Raw genomic sequence first — 11,739 nt, forward strand, 5'->3', positions numbered from 1 at the left:
GCGGGGTCGGTCAGGGGGTGTGAGCAGCGGGAGGTGTGGATGCCAGGCTTCACGCATCTGCACACCGCGTCCGGGTTCTCCATGCGGTACGGGGCCGCGCACCCGGAGCGGCTGGCGCGGCGTGCCGCCGAGCGCGGCATGGACGCGATCGCGCTGACCGACCGCGACAGCCTCGCCGGAGCGGTGCGGTTCGCCCGGGCGTGTGAGCGCGCGGGGGTGCGGCCGCTGTTCGGGGTGGACCTCGCCGTACGGATGGAGGCCCCGGAGCCGGGGCGCACCGCCCGGCGCCGTACGCCGGTGCGCGGCGGGGCGTTCATCGACGAGTCCACGCCCCGGGCGGTCTTCCTCGCCCGGGACGGCGCGCCCGGCTGGGCCGCGCTCTGCGGGCTGGTCTCCGCCGCCCACGCGGGCCTCGCCCACCCCGGAACCGCCCGGACGAACGGCGCCGGCCCGCCCCTGCTGCACTGGCGCGATCTGGTGAGCGACCCCGGCGCGCTCGCCCCGCTGACCGTGCTGCTCGGCCCGGACTCCGACGTCGGCCGGGCCCTGGCCGCCGGGCGCCCCGACCGGGCCGCCCGGCTGATCGCCCCCTGGCGCGAACTCTTCGGCGACGCGCTGCGGCTGGAGACCGTATGGCACGGCCGCACCGGCACCGGACCGGGCTCGCTGCGGCTCGCCGCCCGTACCGTCGGCTTCGCCGCCGAGCAGGGCGTCCCGGCCGTGCTGAGCAACGCCGTCCGCTACGCCGATCCGGGGGAGGGGCCGGTCGCCGACGTCCTGGACTCGGCCCGCCGACTCGTCCCCATCGACCCGCGCGACCCCGGGGCGCTCGACAGCGGCGAGCGCTGGCTCAAGGGCCCCCGGGACATGGCGAAGGCGGCCGAGCGGATCGTGGAGGCGGCGGGGCTGCGGCGGGACGCCGCGCACCGGCTGCTGGAGGAGACCCGGCGCACCGCCGCCGGGTGTCTGGTCGACCCCGAGGACCACATCGGCCTGGGCAGCGTCCACTTCCCCGAGCCCCGGCTGGTCGGGGCCGGACGGCGGAGCGCCGAGCGGGTGCTGCGGTCGCGCTGCGCCGCCGCGATGGTGCTGCGGGGGTACGACCGCGACCGGGCGCGCTGGGAGCGGCTGGAGGACGAGCTGCGCACCATCGAACGGCTCGGCTTCGCCTCGTACTTCCTCACCGTCGCGCAGGTCGTCGACGACACCCGGGAGCTGGGCATCCGGGTGGCCGCCCGGGGCTCCGGCGCCGGATCGTTCGTCAACCATCTGCTGGGCATCGCCCATGCCGACCCCGTGGCCAACGGCCTGCTGATGGAGCGCTTCCTGTCGGTGCGGCGGGCGGCGCTGCCCGATATCGACATCGATGTGGAGTCGGCGCGCCGGCTCGACGTCTATCGCGCGATCTTCGAGCGGTTCGGGGCGGAGCGGGTCGCGACCGTCTCGATGCCCGAGACCTACCGGGTGCGCCACGCCGTACGGGACGTGGGCGCGGCGCTCGGCATGGACCCGGCCGAGGTGGACCGGCTCGCCAAGTCCTTCCCGCATATCCGCGCCCGCGATGCCCGCGCGGCGCTCGCGGAACTGCCCGAGCTGCGGGAGCTACGGGAGGCGACCGTCGAGCAGGAACGTTTCGGCAGGTTCTGGGAGCTGGTCGAGGCGCTCGACGGACTGCCCCGTGGCATCGCCATGCACCCCTGCGGAGTGCTGCTCTCGGACGCCGGGCTGCTGGCCCGTACGCCCATCGTGCCGACCAGCGGCGAGGGCTTCCCCATGTCGCAGTTCGACAAGGACGACGTGGAGGAGCTCGGACTGCTCAAGCTGGATGTCCTCGGGGTGCGGATGCAGTCCGCGATGGCGCACGCGGTCGCGGAGATCCAGCGGGCCACCGGGCGTGTCGTGGACATCGACGACCCCGAACAGGTGCGGCCCGGCGATTCGGCCACCTACGACCTGATCCGCTCCACCGAGACCCTCGGCTGCTTCCAGATCGAATCGCCCGGTCAGCGCGATCTGCTCGGCCGGCTGCAGCCCACCTCCTTCCACGATCTCGTGGTCGACATATCGCTTTTCCGGCCCGGTCCGGTCGCCGCCGACATGGTCCGGCCCTTCATCGATGCCCGGCACGGCCGCAAGCCCCCGCGCTATCCGCATCCGGACCTGGAGGACGCGCTGCGCGAGACATACGGGGTCGTGGTCTTCCATGAGCAGATCATCAAGATCGTGTCGATCATGACCGGATGTGAAAGGGACCTCGCCGATGAGGCGCGGCGCGCGCTGTCCGACCCCGAGCGGCAGGGGCGGGTGCGGGCCTGGTTCCACGCGGAGGCGGAGAAGCGGGGCTACGCGCCGGAGGTGCGGCTGCGCACCTGGGAGATCGTCGAGGCGTTCGGCTCGTACGGCTTCTGCAAGGCGCATGCCGTCGCCTTCGCGGTCCCGACGTATCAGTCCGCCTGGCTCAAGGCGCACCATCCGGCCGCCTTCTACGCCGGGTTGCTCACCCATGACCCCGGGATGTACCCGAAGCGGCTGCTGCTGGCGGACGCGCGGCGGCGCGGGGTGCCGATCCTGCCGCTGGATGTGAACCGGTCGGGGGCCACCTATCGAATCGAACTGACGTCTGGTGATTCTCGTGACAGCCAAAATAAACGTGACAGCCGTGATAAACATGACGGCCGTGATAAGCGTGACAGCCGTCGTAAAGCGGACGCCGGTATCCGGCTGGCGCTGAGCGACGTCCATGGCATCAGCGAGGCCGAGACCGAGCGGATCGCGGCCGGACAGCCGTACTCCTCGCTCCAGGACCTGTGGCTGCGAGCCCATCCCGGGCGGCCGGTCGCCGAACGGCTGGCCCAGGTCGGCGCGTTGGACGCGTTCGGCGCGAGCCGCCGCGATCTGCTGCTGCGGATCGCCGAGCTGCACCGGCAGCAGCGGGGCGCCGCCGCCCGGCACAACGCGGAGGGCCAGCTTCCGCTGGCCGAGACCGGCCCCGCCGCCCCCGCCGGGCTCCCCGACCTCGACGCGGACGAACGCCTCGGCGCCGAACTCGGCATCCTCGGCATGGACGTCTCCCGCCATCTGATGGGCGATCACCGGGACTTCCTGGAGGAGCTGGGCGCGATCCCCGCGAAGCGGCTGCGCGACGCGCCGCACGGGGAGGTCGTGCTCGTCGCCGGCGCCAAGGCCGCCACCCAGACCCCGCCGATCCGCTCCGGGCGCCGGGTCATCTTCACCACGCTCGACGACGGTACGGGGCTGGTCGACTGCGCCTTCTTCGACGACAGCCACGCGGCGTGCGCGCACACCGTCTTCCACTCCTGGCTGCTGCTCGTCCGCGGCGTGGTCCAGCGGCGCGGCCCGCGCAGCCTCAGCATCGTCGGCTCGGCCGTGTGGAACCTCGCCGAACTGGCCCAGCTCAGGAAGGAGGGCGGTCTCGGGGCGGTCGCCGCCGAACTGGCGGGGGCGGGCCCGGAGACGGCCGAAGTGGACTCCGGCCGCCGCATCGAGATGCCCACCGGCTACGCCATGCACCCCTGGGCCGACCTCCGGCCCGCGGGCGACCAGGCCGCCACCGGCCGCAAACTGTGGCACTCCAGCCCGGGGAGCGCGGGATGACCGCCGGCCGGCGCCCCTTCCCGACCCGCCTGATGGACATGGCCCCGCCGGGCGGTGGCCGGGCCGTGGGCCCGGAGCGGGCGGGCGAGGTGCCGCATGTGCTGTACGTGCGGTTCCACCCCGCGCCCGGGGAGGACGTCTACCAGGGGCTGCTCACCCTGCTCGGCGAGCTGACGCCCGTCGTCGAGGCGCTGCCGCCCGACGCCGCGCTCGCGGATGTGCGGGGCGCGCTGCGGTACTTCGGGCGGGACGCGGCGGGGCTGGCCGAGATCGTACGGGTCCGGGCGCTGGCCCGGTACGGCGTGGACTGCACCATCGGCGTCGCCGCCAACCCCCTGCTCGCGCGCATGGCCGCCCACGAAGCCCACGAAGCCCACGAAGCCCACGAGGCCCAGGAGACCCAGGGGGTTCAGGGGGTTCAGGGCACTCAGGAGTCCGGCGCCCCCGGGGACGGTCGGTCCGGGCGTACGGCCGGGGCCGTCCGTACGGCCGGGGCCGTCCGTACCGTTCCCGGCGATCCGGACGCCGTCGCCGCGTTCCTGGCCCGTAAGCCGCCCATCGCCCTGCCCGGGGTGGGGCCCGCGACCGCGCGCGCCCTGAGCGCGTACGGGCTGGACAGCGCCGCGCGGATCGCCGCCGCGCCGCTGTCCACCCTCCAGCGGATCCTCGGCGCGGCGACCGCGCGCCGTGTCCACGGCTGGGCGCGCGGTATCGACCCGGCGCCGGTCACCCCGAACGCCCCCGCCCGTGCGATGGGCGCCGAACACCGCTTCCGCCGCGACGAGTTGGACCCCGTCCGCCGTCGCCGCGCGCTGCTCACCCTCGCCGACGGGCTCGGTGTCCGGCTGCGGACGAGCGGGCAGGTGGCGGCCGCGATCAGCCTCACCGTCCGCTACGCCGACCGCTCCACGACCACCCGCACCCGCACCCTGACCGAGCCCACCGCCCACACCCCGGCGCTGACCGCCGCCGCGTACGCGCTGCATGACGCGCTCGGGCTGCAGCGGGCCCGGGTGCGGTCCGTGGCGCTGCGCGTCGAGGGGCTGACGGACGCCGGACTCGCCTCCCACCAGCTGACGTTCGACCCCGCGGACGAGAAGTCACGCCGGCTGGAGGCCGCCGCCGACCGGGCCCGTGCCCGCTTCGGCGTCTCCGCGGTCCGGCCCGCCGGGTTCCTCGACGTCGCGTAAGTTCCTCGGCTTCCTCGGCTTCCTCGACTTCCTCGACTTCCTCGATGTCGCGTAAGCCGCAGGTCCCACCAGTCCCACTGGTTTTCCCCACTTCGCGTAACCCGGCGCATTCCTGGACGTCCCGTGAAAAGCGTGTAAACGTTCCTTCACTGACGAATGGCTGGATGGCTTTGCTACTCGCGCGTAATTTCGAGTGAGCGCACCACTCTTGTGATCCGGATCGCAGGCGCAGCGCAAGCGCACCGTCAGCGCGACTCTCTCCCCCACCAGCGAGGAGTTCATGTGATGCTGCCCTGGAGGCGTATCCGGCGAATCCGGAAGACCAAGACCCGCACCTTACTACCCGCCCTGGCCCTCGCGGTCGCGGCGAGCGCGGCCACCCCCACCGCCGCGCTCGCCACGGACACCGCGTCGAAGGCGGTGAGCAGCGGCTGGAACGACTACTCCTGCAAGCCATCGGCCCAACACCCCCGCCCCGTCGTCCTGGTGCACGGCACCTTCGGCAACTCCGTCGACAACTGGCTGGGCTTCGCGCCCTACCTGGTCCAGCGCGGTTACTGCGTCTTCTCCCTCGACTACGGCCAACTGCCCCTCGTCCCGCTGTTCCACGGTCTGGGGCCGGTCGACCAGTCGGCCAAGCAGCTGTCCGCCTATGTGGACCGGGTGCTCGCCGCCACCGGCGCCGCCAAGGTCGACATGGTCGGGCATTCGCAGGGCGGGATGATGCCCCGCTACTACCTCAAGTTCCTCGGTGGCGCGCCGAAGGTGAACGCCCTGGTCGGCATCGCCCCCACCAACCACGGAACCACCCTGTCCGGGCTGACGAAGCTGCTGGACTACTTCCCCGGGGCCGGCGACATCATCGCCAAGGGCGCCCCGGGGCTGATGGACCAGGTGGTCGGCTCGGACTTCCTGCGGCGCCTCAACGAGGGCGGCGACACCGTCCCCGGAGTGCGCTACACCGTCATCTCGACCAAGTACGACGAGGTCGCCACGCCCTACCGGGCGCAGTTCCTCTCCGGTCCGAACGTCAAGAACGTGCTGATCCAGGACCTGTGCGCGACCGACATCTCCGAGCACGTGACCATCGGGCTGACCGACGGTCTGGCCTTCCACGAGGCCGTCAACGCCCTCGATCCGGAACACGCCACGCCGACGACGTGTGCGTCGGACGACTGACACCTCCGTCATGCATGGCGCGCCCTGCCTCGGTCCGTACGAGCAGGGCGCGTCGCCCGTCGGAGGATCCGTTACCCGTTACCCGTTACCCGTTACTCATTGCCCGTTACTCGGCGATGAGCTCGACCTCGATGTTGCCCCGCGTCGCCTTGGAGTACGGGCACACCTGGTGCGCCTGCTCGACCAGCTTGCGGCCGGTCTCGTTCTCCAGCTCGCCCGGCAGCTCGACGCGCAGCGTCACCTTGAGCCCGAAGCCGTCGTCCGCCGCGTCCTTGCCGATGCCGACCTCGGCGGTGACGGAGATGTCCTTGGTGTCGACCTTGGCCTGGCGGCCGACGAGGCCGAGCGCGGACGCGAAGCAGGCGGCGTAGCCCGCGGCGAACAGCTGCTCGGGGTTGGTGCCCTTGCCGTTGCCGCCGAGGGCGGGCGGCATGGCCAGCGGCAGGTCGAGCTGTCCGTCGGAGCTCACGGCCCGGCCGTCGCGTCCGTTGGCCGTGGCCACCGCGGTGTAGAGCGCGTCCATGAAGACCATCCCTTTCGTGTTCCGGCAGTCGGAGGGAGGTGGGGGCTCGGGGTGCCCCGCCTCCGGGCAGAAGTAGAGCACACAATTAAGTTGTGCACAACTAAAGGGTACGCTGGAGGCATGTCACACCAGTCCGACCGCACCACCGACAGCACTGCCGACCGCGGCACTGACCGCGGCACCGACCGCGAGACCACCCCCGAGACCCCCTCCGAGCCGCGGCCCTCCGACGAACTGCTCCGGCTCGATCGGCAGCTCTGCTTCACCCTGCACGCCGCCTCCCGCGCCTTCGACAGCCTCTACCGCCGGGTGCTGCGCGACACGGGGCTGACCTATCCGCAGTACCTGGCCATGCTGGTGCTCTGGGAGTACGGGGAGATGCCGGTCAAGCGGCTGGGGGAGTACCTGCGGCTGGATTCCGGCACCCTTTCCCCGCTGCTCAAGCGGATGCAGTCGGCCGGACTCGTCCAGCGCGAGCGCAGCGCGCACGACGAGCGCTCGGTGACGGTCCGGCTCACGGCGGAGGGTGCGGCGCTGAAGGGGCGCGCCCAGGGCGTACCCCTGGCGGCGATCGAGGCCAGCGGCCTCGGCCTGGAGGAGGCGGTGGACCTTCAGGCGCGGGTCCGGCGGCTGACGGCGGCCCTCGACGCGGCGCTGGCCGAGGAGGCGTGATCACACTGCGCGCTTCAGGAGCACTGCGCGCTTCAGGAGCGCTCCGCGAGGTGGCGGTCAACGAGTTGCTCGAACGCGCGCGCCGCCGCGGAGGGGGCGCGTTCCGCCGGGGTGGCGAGGGAGATGGGCCAGTCCAGGTCGGCGTCGGCGATGCCGAGGGTGGTGAGATCGTCGTCGGGGCTGACGGCGCCGCGAGGCAGCAGCGCCAGGCCGAGGCGGTTGCGAACGAAGTCCACGCCGGCGGCGATGTCGGTGATCTCGATGGTTACGTGCCGCCGGAGTCCGGCGGCGGTGAAGGCGCGATCGGTCACGGCCCGGTTCCCGTATCCGGAGGGGAAGTCGATGAAGGGCTCGTCGGCCAGGTCCGGGATCGTCGCCGTGTCGCGGGCGACCAGGGGGTGTTCTCGCGGAACCACGAGATCGAGCCGTACTGAGGTCAGATGGCGCAGTCGTGCGGTGGCCGGATGCTGCCCGGGGATCGAGACGAAGGCGAGGTCGAGCCGGCCTTCGGCCAGTGCCGCGATGAGCTCCGGCGATCCCCCGCAGGACGCCGCCGTTGCCAGGCGCACCGACACCTCGGGGTGAGCGCGGTGGAAGCGGCCCAGCAGGGCGGCCAGGTCGATCAGCCCGAGTGAGCTCATGGTGCCGATGCGCAGGGTGCCGCGCAGTCCGCCCTGAACGGCGTGGACGACATCGCGGGCGTCCCGGACGGCGTCGAGCGCCACTCGGGCCTTGGGGAGGAGTTCGAGCCCGGCATCGGTAAGGCTGACCCGTCGGGTCGTGCGCACCAGCAGCGGGGAGGCCAGTTCCTTCTCCAGGGCGGCGATCGTGGCCGACGCGGTGGACTGCACGATGTGCAACCGGGCCGCGGCGCGGGTGAAGCTGCGTTCCTCCGCGACGGCGACGAAGCATTCCAGCTGACGTAGTTCCACTCGTCTATTTATAGCAAGTACCGATGAGTGACATCGGCAATCTTCGTTGGACTCGATGGTGAAGTCGCCACAGGCTGGTGACCGGCACCGTTCGCGGGCCGTATCCCAGCTCGGGTCGTATCCCAGCCATCGCGAGGAGTGGAACACATGACCCTCTTGATCACCGGAGCCCGTGGCGGCATCGGTGCCGGCCTGCTCCGCCGCCTGCATGAATCCGGGCACCGGGTCCGGGCGGCCAGCCGCGCCCCGGAAAAGCTCGATCTGCCCGCCGGCGTATCCGCCGTCCCCCTCGATCTCGCGGACCCGACGACTTTCGCCCCCGCGCTGGCCGGAGTCACCGATGTCTTCCTCTACGCCGAACCGGCCGGAATCGACGCACTGCTGACCGCCGCCGTCCCGGCCGGGGTGCGGCGGGTCGTACTGCTCTCGTCGGACTCGGCGGCCCTCCCCGACGCGGAGCACAACGCGCTGGCCCGCCACCACCTGCGGGTGGAACGGGCGCTGCGGGCCACACCGCTGACGGCGACCGTGCTGCGTCCGGGCGGGTTCGCCACCATGGCGCGGCAGTGGGCCGAGCCCGTCCGCGCCGGCCGGCCGGTCGAGCAGGCGTATCCGGACGCCCGGCTCGATGTCATCCATCCCGATGACATCGTCGACGTCGCCGAACTGGCGCTCACCGGCGACCAGTTGGACGGTGAGACCGTCAGCTTCGGCGGCCCGGAAGTGCTCAGCTTCCGTGATCAGGCCCGGATACTGGGGCAGCTGCTCAACCGTCCGATCGAGCTGCGCGAACCCACTAGGGAAAGGACCGCCACGGACTTGAGCGGCCATGTGCCCGCGCCGTTGGTCGAGTCCGTCCTGGACTACTGGGCCGCGCTGCCCACCGGGCACCACGAGGCGGCACGTTCCATCGAGCGGCTGACCGGCCGCCCCGGCCGTCCGTTCCGCCGCTGGGCCGCCGACAACCTGGAGCTCTTTCGCTGAAATTCGATGCAAGAGGTGAACCGCCTCACATTTGGATCGTTCGATCCGTAATTTATTGACGTTCGCGAGGTGTCGGAGTAGGGATTGTGGCATGAACGATCCACAATTCGTCGCGAGCGGTGCGGCTCGCCCTCGCACAGTGCCCGCCGACGGGCCCGGTACCGCCCCTCCGGCCCTGAGCCGGGCGACGGTGCTGCTGCTGGCCGTGGTGTGCGGCGCGGCGGTGGCGAACATCTACTACGCCCAGCCGTTGCTGCCCGTGATATCGCGGGCGCTCGGGGTGTCCCAGGGGGCCGGCGGCCTGGTGATCACCGTCTCGCAGATCGGCTACGCGCTCTCGCTGGCGCTGCTGGTACCCCTCGGCGACGTACTGGAACGGCGCCGCCTGGTGACCGTGCTGCTGGGCCTGAGCGCACTCGCGCTCCTCGGCGCGGCGGCGTCCCCGTCGCTCGGGCTGCTGCTCGCCGCGATCGCGGTGGTCGGGGCGACCTCCGCGGTGGCGCAGATCGTGGTGCCCATGGCCGCGTCGCTGGCGCCGGACCACCAGCGCGGGTCGGCGGTGGGCACGGTGATGAGCGGACTGCTGATCGGGATCATGATCGCGCGCACCGTCGCCGGGGTGCTCGCCCAGATCGGGGACTGGCAGCTGGTGTTCGTCTTCGCCGCGGTCCTGATGGCGGCCCTGGCGGTCATCCTGCGCCTGGTCCTGCGCCCCGTCCCGCGGTCGGAGAGCAGCACCTATCCCGAGCTGCTGCGGTCGGTGCCGGCGCTGGTGCGCGGCGAATCGCTGCTGCGCAGGCGGATGGCCCTGGCGGCGGTCGGCATGGGCTGCTTCACCGTCCTGTGGACCGCGTCGTCGTTCCTGCTGGCCGGTCCGCCGTACGAGTTCGGCCCCGCCGTCATCGGGCTGTTCGGCCTGGCCGGGGTCGTCGGAGCCGCCGCGGCGGCGAAGGCCGGCCGGCTCGCCGACCGCGGACACGGCCGTCGGGTGACCACGGGCGGACTGGTCCTGCTGGCGGTCAGCTGGCCCGTACTCGCCGTCGCCGGGGTGGGCGGGCCGAGCGGCCTGATCGCGCTGACCGTCGGCATCATCGCGCTCAACCTCGCCCAGCAGGCCCTGTTGATCAGCCACCAGAGTGCGATATACCGCCGGGTCCCGCACGCGCGGAGCCGCGTGACGACGGCCCTCATGGTGTCCGCGTTCGCCGGGGCCACCGTCGCCTCGGCGCTCACCGCGGCGCTGTACCCGCTCGTGGGGTGGCTGGGCGTGAGCGCGCTCGGCCTGGTCATCGCATTGGCCGGGGCCGGCGTCTGGATTCTGGAGCTGGTCCACCCCAGCCCCGCCGAACCGCCGGCCGTCCCGTCGGCGGCTGTCCCTTCCTCGGCTGTCTCGTCGGCGGCTGTCTCGTCGGCGGCTGTCCCGTCGGCGACCGCCCCGTCGGCGACCGCCCCGTCGGCGACCGTCCCGTCGGCGACCGTCCCGTCGGCGGCCGTCTCGTCGGCGGCCGTGCGGCACCCGGCAGGCGCGGGCCGTGTGAGCCCGTGCCGTGAGGAGGCCGGTTGTGCCTGAGATCCACCGAGTCCGCGCCGGAGCCGGACGTCCATGCCGAGGCGAGCCCCACGCGAGCCCCGTGAGCGGACCACCCACCACCACCTACGGCACACCCGAACGCGAAAGGCACGACCCCGTGGCAACGCACGAGCGGTACACCAAGACGAAAGGCGTCGAGGGCGGCGGCGACTCGGGATTCCGGCTCCCCGCCATCTGGATACGCACCCTGGGCGAACTCACCCTGAGCTACGTTCCCGACGCGGGCGTCGACATGATCCCGACCCGGGTCTACCCGGCCTCCGCCGAGGAGGACTGGCACGCGCACCGCGCGCACATGACCGAGGCGGGCCATCTGCCCATGGGATGCGGGGCGCTGCTCGTCGAGCGGGGCGGCACCCGCCTGCTCATCGACGCCGGGCATGGCCGCATATCGGGCGAGGAACTGGAGCACTTCCAGCACGCCTTCGGCCATGTGCGGGACCTGCCCGAGTCGCTGGCGACCCTCGGCGTGGACCCGGCCGAGCTGGAGACGGTGGCCTTCACCCACTTCCACGGCGACCACACCGGGTGGGCCCGGCCCGACGCGGTCGAGGATCCGCGGAGCCTGTTCACGAAGGCGCGCTGGATGGTCGGCGAGGGCGAGCTGGAGAGCGTTCCGCCCGGGACCGGCCCGATACTGGCCGGCCAGGACGAACGCACCGTGGTCGTGACCGACGGGACCGAGATCGCGGACGGCGTCCGCGCGTGGTCCCTTCCCGGGCACACCCCCGGGCACACCGCCTGGATCCTCGACACCGGCGACGGCCGGGAGGTCGTGGCCTTCGGCGACGCCATGCACTCACCGGTCCAGGTCCAGCACCCGGACTGGGAAGTCGTCCTCGACACCGACCGGGACGAGGCCGAACGGTCGCGGCGCCGGCTCGTGGACTACCTGGCCCGGGACGGGGTCTACGGCTTCGGTGTCCACTTCGCCGACCAGCAGTTGGGAACCGTTGACGGCTCCGGCCGCTGGCGCCCCTGGAACGACGCGACAGACGCTTCGACATCCTCAGCCCAGGCGGCCTCGTAGCACATGGACCTGTAAACTGGACT

The 11,739-nt window shown here is 72.4% G+C and carries 9 protein-coding genes; 7 read left to right on the forward strand and 2 right to left on the reverse strand.

Going from position 1 to position 11,739, the window contains the following annotated elements:
* The first annotated feature begins 39 nt into the window (after positions 1-39).
* From JK364_RS26235 to JK364_RS26245, 3 genes are all read left to right on the forward strand, one after another.
* Positions 40-3,615 (forward strand): DNA polymerase III subunit alpha, encoded by a 3,576-nt coding sequence (locus tag JK364_RS26235; protein WP_201853747.1) that lies wholly within the window; start codon positions 40-42, stop codon positions 3,613-3,615.
* Positions 3,612-4,805, forward strand: coding sequence for a DNA polymerase Y family protein (locus tag JK364_RS26240; RefSeq protein ID WP_372461991.1), 1,194 nt, complete (start codon positions 3,612-3,614; stop codon positions 4,803-4,805). Before JK364_RS26235 ends, JK364_RS26240 begins: the two co-directional genes overlap by 4 nt.
* A gap of 285 nt (positions 4,806-5,090) precedes the next feature.
* On the forward strand, positions 5,091-5,984 hold the full coding sequence (locus tag JK364_RS26245) for an esterase/lipase family protein (protein WP_201853748.1): 894 nt from the start codon (positions 5,091-5,093) through the stop codon (positions 5,982-5,984).
* A gap of 106 nt (positions 5,985-6,090) precedes the next feature.
* Here JK364_RS26245 and JK364_RS26250 read toward each other — a convergent pair whose 3' ends face one another.
* Positions 6,091-6,507: an organic hydroperoxide resistance protein gene (locus JK364_RS26250; protein ID WP_078559105.1), complete on the reverse strand. Its 417-nt coding sequence runs from the start codon at positions 6,505-6,507 to the stop codon at positions 6,091-6,093.
* Positions 6,508-6,627: 120 nt separating this feature from the next.
* Here JK364_RS26250 and JK364_RS26255 point away from each other — a divergent pair, with 120 nt between their 5' ends.
* Positions 6,628-7,179 carry a MarR family winged helix-turn-helix transcriptional regulator gene (locus JK364_RS26255; RefSeq protein WP_230992529.1) on the forward strand — a complete coding sequence of 184 codons (552 nt, stop codon included), beginning with the start codon at positions 6,628-6,630 and terminating at the stop codon, positions 7,177-7,179.
* A 32-nt stretch (positions 7,180-7,211) separates the two neighbouring features.
* Here JK364_RS26255 and JK364_RS26260 read toward each other — a convergent pair whose 3' ends face one another.
* Positions 7,212-8,111, reverse strand: coding sequence for a LysR family transcriptional regulator (locus tag JK364_RS26260; protein WP_201853749.1), 900 nt, complete (start codon positions 8,109-8,111; stop codon positions 7,212-7,214).
* A 147-nt stretch (positions 8,112-8,258) separates the two neighbouring features.
* On the opposite strand from JK364_RS26260, the gene JK364_RS26265 reads away from it, so the two are divergent.
* From JK364_RS26265 to JK364_RS26275, 3 genes are all read left to right on the forward strand, one after another.
* Entirely contained in the window at positions 8,259-9,095 is an 837-nt protein-coding gene (locus JK364_RS26265) for an SDR family oxidoreductase (protein WP_201853750.1), read from the forward strand.
* A gap of 91 nt (positions 9,096-9,186) precedes the next feature.
* A complete protein-coding gene (locus JK364_RS26270) occupies positions 9,187-10,665 on the forward strand; it encodes an MFS transporter (RefSeq protein ID WP_201853751.1) in 1,479 nt (492 codons plus the stop codon).
* A 61-nt stretch (positions 10,666-10,726) separates the two neighbouring features.
* Positions 10,727-11,716: an MBL fold metallo-hydrolase gene (locus JK364_RS26275; RefSeq protein WP_201853752.1), complete on the forward strand. Its 990-nt coding sequence runs from the start codon at positions 10,727-10,729 to the stop codon at positions 11,714-11,716.
* Positions 11,717-11,739: the final 23 nt, after the last annotated feature.

Source organism: Streptomyces endocoffeicus (assembly GCF_016741935.1).
Lineage (GTDB): Bacteria > Actinomycetota > Actinomycetes > Streptomycetales > Streptomycetaceae > Streptomyces > Streptomyces endocoffeicus.

Excerpts from the sequence above, each read along its gene's own strand:
- JK364_RS26235 (WP_201853747.1), top strand. The coding sequence starts at position 40 with ATGCCAGGCTTCACGCATCTGCACACCGCGTCCGGGTTCTCCATGCGG.
- JK364_RS26240 (WP_372461991.1), top strand. The coding sequence starts at position 3,612 with ATGACCGCCGGCCGGCGCCCCTTCCCGACCCGCCTGATGGACATGGCC.
- JK364_RS26245 (WP_201853748.1), top strand. The coding sequence starts at position 5,091 with ATGCTGCCCTGGAGGCGTATCCGGCGAATCCGGAAGACCAAGACCCGC.
- JK364_RS26250 (WP_078559105.1), bottom strand. The coding sequence starts at position 6,507 with ATGGACGCGCTCTACACCGCGGTGGCCACGGCCAACGGACGCGACGGC.
- JK364_RS26255 (WP_230992529.1), top strand. The coding sequence starts at position 6,628 with ATGTCACACCAGTCCGACCGCACCACCGACAGCACTGCCGACCGCGGC.
- JK364_RS26265 (WP_201853750.1), top strand. The coding sequence starts at position 8,259 with ATGACCCTCTTGATCACCGGAGCCCGTGGCGGCATCGGTGCCGGCCTG.
- JK364_RS26270 (WP_201853751.1), top strand. The coding sequence starts at position 9,187 with ATGAACGATCCACAATTCGTCGCGAGCGGTGCGGCTCGCCCTCGCACA.